The following is a 14,226-nucleotide window of genomic DNA, read 5'->3' on the forward strand; positions in this document are numbered from 1 at the left end:
GTGTAAAAAGCTATCTTTCCGGCTATTCTTGCCTTCTTTATTCCGATTATAGCCGGATCTCGCCCAATAAATTAGACGCCAGAGGTGAGGGCATATTGGCTTACTCACAGCTTTTTATTCAACAGTAGTGTATGATATAACGCTCATTAAAACAGGCTGCCTTTTTAAAAGACAGCCTGCTGTTCGTTGCCGATTTTTCGTAAAATTTTAATGGCTATGCCATGTTATGAACATAGCGGGATGTTTCCGCATTTTTCATCAAAAGATTGTAGATCCACGGCGATCCATTGCCACTTTCATGGGTTTCAGCCAGATGATGGCAAGCCAAATAGGTCATTGCCGGATTTAACCGACGCGGTTCCCAAGCCATAAAATCACTAATTTGTGATGGATCAGTCGGAAAATTTTTCTCACTGACCATCGCTTTCGCCAAGGTCAAAGCGTCATCAGCTGGCCGCCATGCCATCCAAAAGCTGTCAAAAACGGCGTATAATTTGGCATGGGGGGCAATGGAATGACCATCATCCTGAAATAACACCATTTCAGAGCCTAAATCATCAATACCGTCTTTGACATCTTCTTTTGATAATCCGGTGCGTTTAACCAATTCATCCATGGAAATGGGCTGATCGAATTCGCCCCCATGATAGCTGGTTTGAACAAAAACTTGAGCCACAGCCTTACAATTCGCGGAATAGGCAGAGGCTTCTGATGTCTGGTTAACCATAATCCAGATCCTTTCAGGGACAGATAATGATGAAAATGGTTATCCTGATTTTAAAATATTCAAATAATTTCAGATACAAAAGTTCTTCACAAAGATACGAAATTATCTTTTAAAAAAGACCAAACCATTTCAACATCTACTATGGGGTTAAACGCATGACATGAAATTTAGATCATTTTTTCTCGTTATATATCTATTTTTTCGCACGATTGGGCGCAGACTATTATCTTGTTATTTAGAAACCCATAATCAGAATTTTTGTTCGCCAAAAACTAGCTATCCCCGTGTAATCAAAAACAAAATCTAACCGCTCTTCATTTTTCTTTGGTCTGTCCCCATGCCTTGAAAATGGATTTTGTTTCGTTTCCTTACATTCCAGCCACTTGGCTCAAAATCTTGTCCCTTTTGTTGTTATAGGAAGAACAACCAAGGATATAATCATCATGGGACATATTCTGATTACGGGTGCCGGTAGCGGTTTTGGGAAAGAAATTGCTTTCCGTCTGGCAGAACAAGGACATGACGTTATTGCTGCGGTCGAAATCCAGCCCCAGATATTTGCCTTGCAGCAAGAAGCGCAAAAACGCGGCCTCTCTTTATCAATAGAAAAACTGGACATCACCGATCCGGCTGATCGTGCCAAAGCATGGCAATGGGACGTTGATATTTTACTGAATAATGCTGGCATTTCCGAAGGCGGTTCGGTTACCGATATTCCGGCAGAAAATCTTCGGAAACAATTTGAAGTCAATGTGATAGGTACAATCTTGCTTACGCAAGGCTTCGCTCGCGAGATGGTCAAAAATAAAAAAGGCCGAATTGTTTTTATGTCCTCGGTCGCGGGTCTTACCGTTGACCCTTTTACGGGAGCCTATTCGGCTTCCAAACATGCGATAGAAGCCTTTGCGATCGCCTTGGATAAAGAATTGAAATATTTTGGCATCCAAATTGCAACTATTAACCCGGGGCCTTTCCTAACGGGTTTCAATGACCGGATGTTTGAAACATGGAAAAGCTGGCGCGACACCCCTGAAGATAGGGTTTTTGACTATAGCCAACTTGCTTTCCCGCATGAACAATTCGACCCAGAAGAGGTTATCACAACAACGCTTTCTGTTCTGACGGGAAAAACCAAGCATTATCGCAATCTGGTGCCTGCCCAAATGGAAAAGGATACTGAAAAACAGATCAATCATGTCTGGGATAAATTGCAAAATAATCCAGAAGGGGGCGCGAAAGATCCTCTGGTGCAGAAAGCCTATCAAATAAGGCCCGGAACGCCTGCCTAAGACGGTAATTTACTGCAATTTGGTTTAAAATTAAGAAACAGTATGAAGCAATACGGACATATTTCCATTTTACAAAAATAACAGTTTTTTATAATATCGAACTACAAAAGATATCCCCCTTTTGTAAGCAGATAGTTGTAGCTTTCTCAATTCTCTTAATTCGGCCCTGCTTTTGCAGGGTCTTTTTTTTGCTCTCAACACAAAGCAAGTCTAGCCGATGCCGCTATAGATAGCCGCAGTTGCATGATAAATTTTAAGGAAATAAAATAGGACTGGTGGGCGATGACAGGCTCGAACTGCCGACATCCTCCGTGTAAAGGAGGCGCTCTACCAACTGAGCTAATCGCCCTATCGTTTTGCCAGACCCCGATGCCAGACTATCGCGCTTGGTGCAAGAGAAATTATTAAAAATTATAGCTTTAGGGCTAAATTTATTCTTACCTGAATGAACGCCAAGGCGAAGAAAAGACATCGGACGCTCCCGCTGCCTAGGGCGGAAGATAGTCTGCATAAAAAAGGCTGGCATCCTGTTTCTATAATGCCAGCCTCTTCCAATCAGATCAAAATAGAACGTCTAAATTTTAATTTAGCGGTCTTCGCTAATCCGATGATATAATTCTGGTCGCCGATCACGGAAAAAGCCGAAAGCCGCGCGATGTTGTCTTATTTGCTCAATATCAAAATGAGCGACCAAAACGCCGCTTTCATCTTTGCCAAAGGCTTGCACTAAATCGCCACGCTGATCGGCAATAAAGCTATGACCATAAAAAGATAGCGTAGCTTCCTGACCAATCCGGTTCGATGCGATGACAGGCACGACATTAGAAACGGCATGACCAATCATAGCTCGCCGCCACAAACGGCTGGTATCCAGATCGGGATCATGGGGCTCATTTCCAATCGCTGTCGGGAAAAAGAGCAACTCAGCACCCATCAGCATCATGGCACGCGCCGTTTCAGGATACCATTGATCCCAACAGATACCGACACCTATCTTGATGCCGCCACAATCCCAGACTTTAAAACCGCTATTACCGGGGCGGAAATAGAATTTTTCTTCATAGCCGGGGCCATCGGGAATATGACTTTTCCGGTAAACGCCCATAACCTCGCCATCTGAATTGATCATGGCAAGGCTGTTATAATAATGGGGCGGATCGCTTTCAAAAAAGCTGGTTGGAATAGTCACTTTCAACCGCTTAGCTAGCTTTTGCATCGCTAAGACAACGGGATGTTTTTCCACTGGCTTGGCGCGTGCAAAACAGCTCTCGTCTTCGGTCGCACAGAAATAATGCCCTTCAAATAATTCGGGCGGTAAAATAATTTTGGCACCTTGCGCCGCCGCTTCTTCGACCAATACTGAAACACGATCAATATTGGTCTGGATATCATCCGTCAAAGCCAGCTGTAATGCCGCTACAGTGATTTCAGTCATCAGTAATTCCTTCAGGCTGGCCATTGCTGGGAAATACAATGGAAGCTGCCACCCCCTGTCAAAATATGACCGGCTGGCAAGGCGACGACTTTCCGGCTTGGGAATAAGGCTTCCAAGGCTTGAACAATCGCGCTATCATTTTTGGCACCATAAACCGGAACAACAACGACCTTGTTCCCAATATAGAAATTCATATAGGAAGCCGGAACGACTTCATCATCAATCGTAATCCGTCCGGTTGAGGGGATGCGGGTTACTTTTACGCCAAACTCTGTCGCGATTTGAGCCGCTTGGTCATAGACTTCCCGATTAGGATCATCCTGATCCGTCGCGATAGGGACGACCAAATGATTTTCACCGACAAAACGAGCAAGGTTATCGACATGCCCATCAGTATGGTCATTATGCAGGCCTTTTCTCAGCCACAACACACGATCATAACCCAGATCATTCCGCAAATGACGGGCAATATCGCCCCGCGATAATTCAGGATTGCGGTTTGGATTTAACAGACATTCTTCGGTTGTAACGACCAATCCATGACCATCACCATCAATGGAACCGCCTTCCAAAACCCAATTTTTTTCTAAAACGGGCAGGGCTGTATCTTTGGCAAGATCACGTCCAATAGTCTGATCGCCATCAAGATTATATTTTCCGCCCCAACCATTGAAACGGAATAAAGCCAGCGCCTTTTTATCACCCTCTTTGACGAAAAGCGGGGCGTTATCTCTCAACCAGATATCACCGAAAGGATGGCAGATAACCTCAATATCCGATCCCGCCATTTTTACAGCTTGATCGGCTGCTTCTTTATGGGCGGCAACCAGATAAACTTTTTCCCCTTCGCCCTGCGCTGCAACAGCCTTGGCAAAAGCAACTACCTCGGCTTGTGCCGGTTCCAAATCTTCAAGCCAAAGAGAAGCATCACTAGGGAAACCGATCCAAACCGCATCATGCGGCATCCACTCGGCAGGCTGATGGTAAGGCATAAGGGAACTCTTCCTCGACAGAATTCAAAGACAAGCGCTTTAAGATAACGGAATAAATAACAAAACAGGAAAAATAAAATCTATCTGATATTCGGAAATGTTTCTAGCATAGGCTGTCCGGCTATTGAGATGCATTATTACAACCCGATTCCCCGCAGAAGTAAATTATTTTTATTTTTGAAGGTTAGATTGCGGATCATTAAAAAAGAGCTTGCCCAGATCATTTTAGGGCTATTATCCTGACATCCTGACATCCTGACATCCTGACATCCTGACATCCTGACATCCTGACATCCTGACATCCTGACATCCTGACATCCTGACATCCTGACATCCTGACATCCTGACATCCTGACATCCTGACATCCTGACATCCTGACATTGCCCCCATTATATTCTCGCCTTGTTCCGATCGCTCAACGCCTCTTTACCACAACCTCAATGCCCATAAAAAAAGGCCAGCAGAATAACTTCTGCTGACCTTCTTCTTTCGGGAAAAAACCAAAAATTAACGTGAATAGAATTCGACGACCAGATTCGGTTCCATTTTCACCGGATAAGGTACTTCGTCCAGCGTTGGGATGCGAACGAAGGTCACTTTCGTGTTACCATCAGGCAAAACATAGTCAGGAATGTCGCGTTCTGCGAGGCTCTGAGCTTCAAGAACCAGTGCCATTTCCTGTGCTTTGCTGCCCAAGGAGATTTCATCACCCGGATTTACGCGACGGGAAGCGATGTTGCACTTCACACCATTGACGCGAATATGACCATGGCTGACCAACTGGCGGGCAGCAAAAATGGTCGGAGCGAATTTTGCGCGGTAAACAATCATATCCAGACGACGTTCCAGAATACCGATCAGATTCTGTGACGTATCGCCCTTTAATTTGGAAGCGTCATCATAAGAACGACGGAACTGCTTTTCGGTCACATCGCCATAATAACCCTTCAGCTTCTGCTTTGCTTTCAGCTGAAGACCATAGTCAGAAATTTTGGAACGGCGACGCTGACCATGCTGACCGGGGCCATATTCACGACGATTGACTGGGGATTTAGGACGACCCCAGATGTTTTCGCCCATACGGCGGTCAATTTTATACTTTGAACTATGACGCTTCGACATAGATATAACCTCAATTGCGTTGTTATCAAATTTCGGAATAACCGAAAGACGGATCCGGAACCGCGCTGCCAAGTAGAAACTTAGGCGGGCAGGACTACCGCTTCACCGGAGTGCGGAGCCAATTGCGGGATGTCTTATGACGACCGAAAACTTATTCGTCAAGATTGCAGCCAAGAAATATTAGGATTCGACCCTGTTTCGGCCATTATTTTTGGCCCAGTAAAGCAAACTATCGGCCTTATCGAGGGCAATCGAAATGGATTCCTCTGTTGTTATTTCAAAAAGACCAATGCTAACCGTAATTTTTAATTCTGTTTCACCATTTTTAATTACTATTTTCGTGAATTCATTGCGTATCCGTTCAGCGATATGGCGGGACATCTCAATCGAAGCCGAAATCGCTATGATAAATTCATCGCCTCCATAGCGACCGGCAAAATCTTCCTGACGGATATTATTGCGAATAATTGAAGCAGCATTCCGCATGACATCATCACCGACCAGATGGCCATAACGGTCATTGATTTTTTTGAAATGGTCAACATCCAGCATTGCAATTGAGATAGCATTCTCATTCAACAAAGCATCTTGATGCAATTCGCTCAATTTAGCCATCAAGGCTCGACGGTTTAAAAGCCCCGTCAAAACATCCGTATTGGCCAGTTCACTTAATTGTTTATTCGCCTGCTGCAATTCATGGGTGCGGCCATCAACCAAATGTTGCAGTCGCCTTGTGCGCCTTTCTAGTAAGAAAGTGCGAAACAAGACCGCCAAATATAAAGCCAGCAAGATCAATGCTGCGACCGCAATCCCAATTTGCCAATGCTCATACCAACGCGGTGCGACTTTAAACAGAAAACGCGCTTCTTTCTGATAGGAATGCAGGCCAAGAACTTCTGCCCGCATATGCAGGGCATAATGACCACTCGGCAAATTGGTATAGATGGCCACCGGCGGCGTATTGTCCGGTATCCTAATCCACTCGGAATCGATGCCTTCCAGTTTGTAACTATATCTGACATCATTAGGCGCACTATAATCCGACAAGATAAAGCCAACGCGAAGCGAGCGGGTTCCCGGCGGAATATCGAACATCTGGTCGGTATGGGGCAACAATCCAAAAGGCAGCGTTTTTTCATTCAGATCAAGGGCTGTTATCTGAATTTTCGTCGCACTATTTCCGCCATTGCCTAATTGGGCAGGCGAAAACAGGATTTGTTCCGGCGCAATAACTGTTAACCCGTTGGTGCCACCGGAAAGGATTGACCCGTCTTCGGTTAAAACAGACGCTCTCTGGCTAAAATGACCGCTCGAAACATGGTCACGCTGCCCCAAAAAGTGGCTTTGTCTGTTCACGGAATCAAAAACCGAAATACCGTCGGGACTGGATGACCAGATATGACCGAATTTATCAACAATCAGACGGTTAATCTCATTCGATGAAGGTTTATTCTTCCGGTAGATATTATTGAGATTATATCCATTTTTTGTCGGAAAGAGATGGCTAATCCCATTAAAACTACCGACCAACATGCTGTTATCATTGTCTGTAGCGAGAGATGTTACAAAACTATGCGAAAAAAGCAGCCGATCGTCCGGCTTTCCTAATAGGTTATTAAATCCAGAGCGATGCGTGTCATGGATACTGATACCATCGGTGGTTGCAATCCAGACTTCCTCATCTGACCGCACGGCAATGTCTTTGATATGGTCGCCAATCAGGCTGTCTCTGTCATCGATATTATGGGTAAAATGAGTAACTTTTTCAGTGCTTCTGTCTTTGACGTAAAGGCCGCTATTCGTTCCGATAAAAAGATTATATTTGGTTTCGGCTAGGGCTGTAATCGTCTCCTTGCCTAAAATATCATCCATGATAGCGGTCGTTGAAAAATCATTCGGATCAATACGGGCAAGACCCAAAGAACCGGCCAGAATAGCGCCATCCTTTGCCTGTAAAAAGGCTCTGACCGGCTGCGCCATTTGTAAGCCTTTTAGGCTTATCTTTTTAATCTGGCTTCTTTGTTGGTCGATCATATTGATCATGCCATTTTGAAGACCAACCCATATACGGCCTTTTTCATCAGCCAACAGCGCTTCAATCGAATCGCTAATCATGCCGTTTTTATCGACCAGAATATCAGGCAGATTAAAGGCAATAGACGGATGGGGATCCCATCTGGATACACCGCGATCGGTTGCAATCCAGATACCGCCATCACGGTCAGCCATAAGGGACAGAATATTATTCCCGCTTACAGAATGGTCATTCAGCGGATTATGCGTCCATGTCCTGACATATCCGGTATATTCTTCTCCCGGAGGCGCACATAACTTCCCCTTGGTTCCGGCAGTCCAAAAGGCATAATCAATAATACCGCCACCCATGGTCGCAATCCAGATATGATTATCCGGCAATTCGGCAAAGCCGTGAATACTTCTGTAATTCAAATAGGGTGATGAGGCTTTTAACGGTTTGGGTTGATAAAAACGGCCATCTGCAGTCATATAAAGACCACCATGAAAGGCTGATCCAACCCATAATCTATCGTCGCGATCTTGATAGAGTGCCGTAATCTGGCTGGTTAAAAGGGTATCTATTTCCTTTTCCGAAGAACGAAGCGCGGTAAAAGCGTCATTCTCTTTTCGGCGGAAAAATAGACCATCATTACTGGCAATCCACAGGCGATTATCCTTTGTCACCAAAAGATCGGTAATATGATGAATGTCCCCCTTATCCGAAAAAGGCAGCTTTTTTCATAATGAATAGAATTACTGCCAGCTTTCAGATGTCCAATTCCGGCATCGGAAATAACCCAAAAGCCATTGTGATTATCCGAAGCAATAACTTGGATAGATAGGCCGCGCCCGGTCGGGGCATCCGAAGATATCGGATCAAAATAATTGGTTTTAGGATCGAAACGGATAACACCCGCTGTTGCCGTTCCTAATAGAAAACCCCCACTATTTTGGGGACGCATCGTGCGAATAATACTATCGGGCAAACTATGGGGCTGATTGGCTTGCGGCCTGAATAGCTGGATATGGAGCCCGTCAAAGCGAAATAAGCCATTCGCAATATTGATCCATATCAAGCCATCCGAATCCTGCATAATTGCATTGACCGTTGTTTGCGGCAGATTCGGGATAGCACCCATGTCGGTAAAAAAAGCAGACTGGAAATTCTGCCAACCATGCATAGAATCGATAACACCGGGCAAGTGAAAGGTTTTTTCTGCCCGACATTTGACGTCTTCATTCGCCGAACGCGAAGATATGCCTTCCCAATGAGACAATAGCGGGCGACCATTCGCAAGCATTGCCTGAACTGGTATTCCTAAAAAAAGACACCATAAAAATATCGGTAATAAAAACCGATAGAATTTTGGCCTTTTCGATTTGCCCGATATTCTCATGTTGAACAGTGTCATGTAATAAAAAACTAAACTAACATTCTATAGAAAGAAATTTATCATAAATATTTTAAAAAAATAATTCCTTAAAAATAAAATATAGATAAAAAATTGCGGGTTTATTTGATAGTGTTATCGCCTGTTTTCCTAAAAATAAAAATAAAATTTGTCAAAATTATTCCACCTAATATGATTAGTAGATTTATTCTATTTTGTTAAATTTTGTAACTTTTATTATTTTTAGATAGCGCGGCTAAAGCCTTGTTTTTTCTGCTTACGATAACTGTCGAACACCGCCGCGACGATACGAACAAAGGGGCGTCCTGCATCAGTCATCTCTATTCGGTTCTGCTGAAACTGGATCAATCCTTCTTCTTCCAGATGACTCAGTTCTCTTTTCTCATCTTCAAGAGATAGGCTTTTATCATAAGGCGTTAAATCAACCGCAAAATGACACATAAGGGCGCTAATGATTTCACCTCTAAGATGATCTTCTTGCGATATATCGATACCTCTAAAAGACGCTAAACCCTGTTCTTCAATAGCTCGGCTATAATTTTTAATATCGGCGATATTCTGGATATAGGCATCTGAAAAAGTCGAGATGGCCGATGCCCCTAAACCGATCAATACCGGCTCGTTATCGGTGGTATAACCTTGAAAGTTGCGGCGTAGCTTCTTTTCCCATGCAGCTACGGCCAATAAATCATCGGTTTTAGCGAAATGATCAATACCGATTGCTTGATATCCATTTTGTTGCAATATTTCGGCAATCAAAGCCGCCTGCTCAAAACGCTCTTTGGTTTGGGGCAGGGCGCTTTCATCAATCAATTTCTGATTGGCTTTCCTTTCTGGCAAATGGGCATAGCCAAAACAGGCAATTCTGTCAGGCGACAGGCGCAGCGTTTCTTGACAATTAAGACGTATCTCATCCAACCCTTGATGGGGCAGGCCATAGAGAAGGTCAAAATTAACCTGACTGATGCCCGCTTGTCGCAAGGCCAGAATAGCTTTTTCAACCTGCTCGATGGGTTGAACGCGGCCGATCGCTTTTTGAATATGCGGGTTAAAGTCTTGAACCCCAAGACTGGTGCGATTGATGCCAATATCAAAAAGATTTTGAGCGAATTCGGCATCCAGTAAACGCGGGTCAAGTTCCATCGCATGGATCATATCCTCAGCCGCATCAAAATAGCGTTGCAAGGCCTTCATTACCCTACGGATACCTTCAATTCCGATGATGGACGGGGTTCCACCACCCCAAGAGAGATGACCTATTTTTAGATGATTAGGTGCCAGATTACCGACAGTCTCTATCTCTTTAACCAGAGTATCAACATAGGCTGTAATGATTTCCTGACGGCGGACAACCTTGGTGTGACAACCACAATAATGGCAAAGCTGCTGACAAAAGGGGACATGAAGGTAAACCGATATTCGACTATCCGGCGCAATATTTTTGATTCGGATCGCATGCTCTTTGGGCGTCAGGTCATTACGAAAATCAGCCGCCGTCGGATAGGAAGTATAGCGAGGCACATTACGTCCGGCATAACGGTCAATAAAATTTTGTTTTAAAATTGTAGGCGGCTGGATTGTCATAAAGTCACACGGTTCCTTATTTCTTTTCTATCCAAACTCTTTGCAATAGTCTGTAACAAGATGACGGCGACGATATCGGATCTTCATCTCTTTTGGGTCGCGAAAAAATATTAACTTTAATCGAAAAAAATTGAGTCTGTTTTTACTCGGGACAAGACCACCTTTTTTTATCCAAAGAATATCCCTTTCATCTTCTTTCGAAAGCGAAAAATAAATACTGAAAACAACGGTTTTGACCACAAGATTCACGGGCTATCCTTCAAAAGAAGAAGCCCTTTTTTATCCTCTCTTAGGGCGTGGTTAAGGGTTGGCTTGGGCTTAACAAATTTTGTTTATGCACAACTTTGGGTTGACTTGGCGACAATAAAATATCACCAGAGGGGCAGACCGGTTACGGAAACGTTTCCGCTTTGATAGCTCAGACGGAGGGAAAGGCTTTGTCAGTGTTGCGGTATAATATCTGTAACAGCTCATTGATAAAGCCGGTCGCTCGCCTCGGGCAGTTTTGGATTGATCCTGCCCTGTCTTGTTTGGAATTGATGAGGCCGTTCATGACAACAGCCGGAAAAATTTTAAAACAGGCGTCTTCGGCTGCTTTAGGTCTCGGCTACGTTTCTACATCTGGTTCTGATTCCCGGTTTACCTTTTTCAAGGTGTCCCGTTCCTTTTTCCCCTTTTTGGAGGTTGGTTATGTCCTATAATCACTTAATCCAGAAACGGGCGTTTAGCTTTGTCCATCATGGTTGTTTATCGCTCATGATCGCGGCATGTTCTGATATTTTTCCTCTAAAAAAGATAAAAAGTCTTTTCGCTTCGGCAGAAGAGGTTCATCATGAACAAAAATTCGGCATTTTTAAAAATGCCTATAGCTAAATCCGGAACGACACTTTAGAGGTTTCTGGGTCATCCTGATTCAGACATAGTGTTTTGAATATATGGAGTAAGCAATGAGTTATACTGTCGGTACCTATTTAGCGGAGCGGCTTGTCCAGATTGGTCTCAAGCATCACTTCGCAGTCGCGGGCGACTACAACCTCGTCCTTCTTGACAACCTGCTTTTGAACAAAAACATGGAGCAGGTTTATTGCTGTAACGAACTGAACTGCGGTTTCAGTGCAGAAGGTTATGCTCGTGCCAAAGGCGCAGCAGCAGCCGTCGTTACCTACAGCGTCGGTGCGCTTTCCGCATTTGATGCTATCGGTGGCGCCTATGCAGAAAACCTTCCGGTTATCCTGATCTCCGGTGCTCCGAACAACAATGATCACGCTGCTGGTCACGTGTTGCATCACGCTCTTGGCAAAACCGACTATCACTATCAGTTGGAAATGGCCAAGAACATCACGGCCGCCGCTGAAGCGATTTACACCCCGGAAGAAGCTCCGGCTAAAATCGATCACGTGATTAAAACTGCTCTTCGTGAGAAGAAGCCGGTTTATCTCGAAATCGCTTGCAACATTGCTTCCATGCCCTGCGCCGCTCCTGGACCGGCAAGCGCATTGTTCAATGACGAAGCCAGCGACGAAGCTTCTTTGAATGCAGCGGTTGAAGAAACCCTGAAATTCATCGCCAACCGCGACAAAGTTGCCGTCCTCGTCGGCAGCAAGCTGCGCGCAGCTGGTGCTGAAGAAGCTGCTGTCAAATTTGCTGATGCTCTCGGTGGCGCAGTTGCTACCATGGCTGCTGCAAAAAGCTTCTTCCCAGAAGAAAACCCGCATTACATCGGCACCTCATGGGGTGAAGTCAGCTATCCGGGCGTTGAAAAGACGATGAAAGAAGCCGATGCGGTTATCGCTCTGGCTCCTGTCTTCAACGACTACTCCACCACTGGTTGGACGGATATTCCTGATCCTAAGAAACTGGTTCTCGCTGAACCGCGTTCTGTCGTCGTTAACGGCATTCGCTTCCCCAGCGTCCATCTGAAAGACTATCTGACCCGTTTGGCTCAGAAAGTTTCCAAGAAAACCGGTGCTTTGGACTTCTTCAAATCCCTCAATGCAGGTGAACTGAAGAAAGCCGCTCCGGCTGATCCGAGTGCTCCGTTGGTCAACGCAGAAATCGCCCGTCAGGTCGAAGCTCTTCTGACCCCGAACACGACGGTTATTGCTGAAACCGGTGACTCTTGGTTCAATGCTCAGCGCATGAAGCTCCCGAACGGTGCTCGCGTTGAATATGAAATGCAGTGGGGTCACATTGGTTGGTCTGTTCCTGCCGCCTTCGGTTATGCCGTCGGTGCTCCGGAACGTCGCAACATCCTCATGGTTGGTGATGGTTCCTTCCAGCTGACGGCTCAGGAAGTCGCTCAGATGGTTCGCCTGAAACTGCCGGTTATCATCTTCTTGATCAATAACTATGGTTACACCATTGAAGTTATGATCCATGATGGTCCGTACAACAACATCAAGAACTGGGATTATGCCGGTCTGATGGAAGTGTTCAACGGTAACGGTGGTTATGACAGCGGTGCTGGTAAAGGCCTGAAGGCTAAAACCGGTGGCGAACTGGCAGAAGCTATCAAGGTTGCTCTGGCAAACACCGACGGCCCAACCCTGATCGAATGCTTCATCGGTCGTGAAGACTGCACTGAAGAATTGGTCAAATGGGGTAAGCGCGTTGCTGCCGCCAACAGCCGTAAGCCTGTTAACAAGCTCCTCTAGTTTTTAAATAAACTTAGAGCTTAAGGCGAAAAGCCCGTCCGGTTTTACCGAGCGGGCTTTTTTTATCCAAGACGACTCAAATGATGGGGCAGGAGGCATAGCGCTTTTTTACGCGTTCCCTTTTTTCCTGATTTTCCCTCTCAACAAAAATGTCTTATTGAAACATAAATGACAGCTTTGTTTTTCTTTTCTATAAAATTGTTACAGAATCCCTTGCTAAGCAGGGCTGGCTCTTGACCGATAAAAAGAAAAGCCATAAAGACTTCTTCTTCGTAAGGGCTGAATTATTGAAGTCAGTGCCTTAACTATTTATTTTCTGATTACATCGAGGACAAGCATGGCGAATACGCCGCAGGCAAAAAAGCGCATCCGTCGTAACGACCGTCGCGCTGAAATTAACGGTAACCGCGTCAACCGCATTCGTACTTTCATTAAAAAAGTCGAATCTGCTATTGCTGCTGGTAACAAATCCGAAGCTGAAACCGCTTTAGCAAGCGCACAGCCGGAATTATTCCGTGGCGTTTCTAAAGGTGTTTTGCATAAAAACACGGCTTCACGGAAATTCTCTCGTTTGGCAAAAGGCGTCGCTGCGCTCGCTTAAACGTCAGGGAAAGGGATGCCATCGCTCTTCTTTAGAAAGATGGCATATTCCCTCTATTTCTGTTCCAAACCATTCCAGCCCTGCTTGATTTGTCGTAATCAGGTAAAATATATCCATTCGTCCTGAATGGATGTTTTTCTGTATCCGCTTTAAAAATCTGACACGACCGGATATGCTGGCCGTGAAGGCTTGCGGCTGCCAGAAATACTTTTCTTGAACGCGCCAATAGCTGCGATTAAAAACCGTCATTTCCAAGGGGTAGATTGGGTAATTTTCTCTGGCCTATGCCCGACAGCTATAATACAGGATTCCTGACAGAATTTCTGTGGCGGTTTATTCAAGTGATTGTATCTTATGAAGTGATTCATGTGCATATATCGAGTCAAGATATAA

General features: G+C 44.9%; 12 protein-coding genes and 1 tRNA gene. 4 read left to right on the plus strand and 9 right to left on the minus strand.

All coding sequences use genetic code 11. The features are described from left to right. Positions 1–214 precede the first annotated feature (214 nt). Positions 215–727, minus strand: a complete 513-nt coding sequence (locus ZMOB_RS09015; RefSeq protein WP_011241159.1) for a hypothetical protein — start codon at positions 725–727, stop codon at positions 215–217. 443 nt (positions 728–1,170) lie between these two features. Here ZMOB_RS09015 and ZMOB_RS09020 point away from each other — a divergent pair, with 443 nt between their 5' ends. After that, a complete protein-coding gene (locus tag ZMOB_RS09020) occupies positions 1,171–2,016 on the plus strand; it encodes an SDR family oxidoreductase (RefSeq protein WP_014501236.1) in 846 nt (281 codons plus the stop codon). 273 nt (positions 2,017–2,289) lie between these two features. Here ZMOB_RS09020 and ZMOB_RS09025 read toward each other — a convergent pair. The 8 genes from ZMOB_RS09025 to hemN form a co-directional block, all read right to left on the minus strand. Further along, a tRNA-Val gene (locus tag ZMOB_RS09025) sits at positions 2,290–2,365 on the minus strand. 237 nt (positions 2,366–2,602) lie between these two features. Then, positions 2,603–3,451 (minus strand): N-carbamoylputrescine amidase, encoded by an 849-nt coding sequence (gene aguB / locus ZMOB_RS09030; protein ID WP_011241157.1) that lies wholly within the window; start codon positions 3,449–3,451, stop codon positions 2,603–2,605. Between the two features lie 11 nt (positions 3,452–3,462). Further along, the gene (locus ZMOB_RS09035; RefSeq protein WP_014501237.1) at positions 3,463–4,443 is read right to left on the minus strand and encodes an agmatine deiminase family protein; all 981 of its coding nucleotides are present in this window, start codon (positions 4,441–4,443) and stop codon (positions 3,463–3,465) included. Between the two features lie 234 nt (positions 4,444–4,677). Further along, a complete protein-coding gene (locus ZMOB_RS10500; protein ID WP_282553784.1) occupies positions 4,678–4,809 on the minus strand; it encodes a hypothetical protein in 132 nt (43 codons plus the stop codon). A 142-nt stretch (positions 4,810–4,951) separates the two neighbouring features. Then, a complete protein-coding gene (gene rpsD, locus ZMOB_RS09040; protein WP_011241155.1) occupies positions 4,952–5,566 on the minus strand; it encodes a 30S ribosomal protein S4 in 615 nt (204 codons plus the stop codon). A gap of 180 nt (positions 5,567–5,746) precedes the next feature. After that, a complete protein-coding gene (locus ZMOB_RS09045) occupies positions 5,747–8,266 on the minus strand; it encodes a ligand-binding sensor domain-containing diguanylate cyclase (RefSeq protein WP_252507281.1) in 2,520 nt (839 codons plus the stop codon). Next, positions 8,263–8,883: a two-component regulator propeller domain-containing protein gene (locus tag ZMOB_RS10425; RefSeq protein WP_252507282.1), complete on the minus strand. Its 621-nt coding sequence runs from the start codon at positions 8,881–8,883 to the stop codon at positions 8,263–8,265. Before ZMOB_RS10425 ends, ZMOB_RS09045 begins: the two co-directional genes overlap by 4 nt. 333 nt (positions 8,884–9,216) lie before the next feature. Further along, a complete protein-coding gene (gene hemN, locus ZMOB_RS09050) occupies positions 9,217–10,578 on the minus strand; it encodes an oxygen-independent coproporphyrinogen III oxidase (protein WP_014501238.1) in 1,362 nt (453 codons plus the stop codon). Positions 10,579–11,268: 690 nt separating this feature from the next. Between hemN and ZMOB_RS09065 the strand changes: the two genes are divergently transcribed. The 3 genes from ZMOB_RS09065 (at position 11,269) to rpsT (ending at position 13,833) form a co-directional block, all read left to right on the plus strand. Beyond that, positions 11,269–11,451: a hypothetical protein gene (locus ZMOB_RS09065; RefSeq protein WP_014501241.1), complete on the plus strand. Its 183-nt coding sequence runs from the start codon at positions 11,269–11,271 to the stop codon at positions 11,449–11,451. Positions 11,452–11,525: 74 nt separating this feature from the next. Further along, on the plus strand, positions 11,526–13,232 hold the full coding sequence (locus tag ZMOB_RS09070; protein ID WP_011241152.1) for an alpha-keto acid decarboxylase family protein: 1,707 nt from the start codon (positions 11,526–11,528) through the stop codon (positions 13,230–13,232). Between the two features lie 337 nt (positions 13,233–13,569). Then, on the plus strand, positions 13,570–13,833 hold the full coding sequence (gene rpsT, locus ZMOB_RS09075) for a 30S ribosomal protein S20 (RefSeq protein WP_011241151.1): 264 nt from the start codon (positions 13,570–13,572) through the stop codon (positions 13,831–13,833). Positions 13,834–14,226: the final 393 nt, after the last annotated feature.

Source organism: Zymomonas mobilis subsp. mobilis ATCC 10988, assembly GCF_000175255.2.
Lineage (GTDB): Bacteria > Pseudomonadota > Alphaproteobacteria > Sphingomonadales > Sphingomonadaceae > Zymomonas > Zymomonas mobilis.

What these genes read in the sequence shown, in the direction of transcription:
- ZMOB_RS09015 (WP_011241159.1), bottom strand. Translation starts at nt 727, where the DNA reads ATGGTTAACCAGACATCAGAAGCCTCTGCCTATTCCGCGAATTGTAAG.
- ZMOB_RS09020 (WP_014501236.1), top strand. Translation starts at nt 1,171, where the DNA reads ATGGGACATATTCTGATTACGGGTGCCGGTAGCGGTTTTGGGAAAGAA.
- aguB (WP_011241157.1), bottom strand. Translation starts at nt 3,451, where the DNA reads ATGACTGAAATCACTGTAGCGGCATTACAGCTGGCTTTGACGGATGAT.
- ZMOB_RS09035 (WP_014501237.1), bottom strand. Translation starts at nt 4,443, where the DNA reads ATGCCTTACCATCAGCCTGCCGAGTGGATGCCGCATGATGCGGTTTGG.
- ZMOB_RS10500 (WP_282553784.1), bottom strand. Translation starts at nt 4,809, where the DNA reads ATGTCAGGATGTCAGGATGTCAGGATGTCAGGATGTCAGGATGTCAGG.
- rpsD (WP_011241155.1), bottom strand. Translation starts at nt 5,566, where the DNA reads ATGTCGAAGCGTCATAGTTCAAAGTATAAAATTGACCGCCGTATGGGC.
- ZMOB_RS10425 (WP_252507282.1), bottom strand. Translation starts at nt 8,883, where the DNA reads ATGCTTGCGAATGGTCGCCCGCTATTGTCTCATTGGGAAGGCATATCT.
- hemN (WP_014501238.1), bottom strand. Translation starts at nt 10,578, where the DNA reads ATGACAATCCAGCCGCCTACAATTTTAAAACAAAATTTTATTGACCGT.
- ZMOB_RS09065 (WP_014501241.1), top strand. Translation starts at nt 11,269, where the DNA reads ATGTCCTATAATCACTTAATCCAGAAACGGGCGTTTAGCTTTGTCCAT.
- ZMOB_RS09070 (WP_011241152.1), top strand. Translation starts at nt 11,526, where the DNA reads ATGAGTTATACTGTCGGTACCTATTTAGCGGAGCGGCTTGTCCAGATT.
- rpsT (WP_011241151.1), top strand. Translation starts at nt 13,570, where the DNA reads ATGGCGAATACGCCGCAGGCAAAAAAGCGCATCCGTCGTAACGACCGT.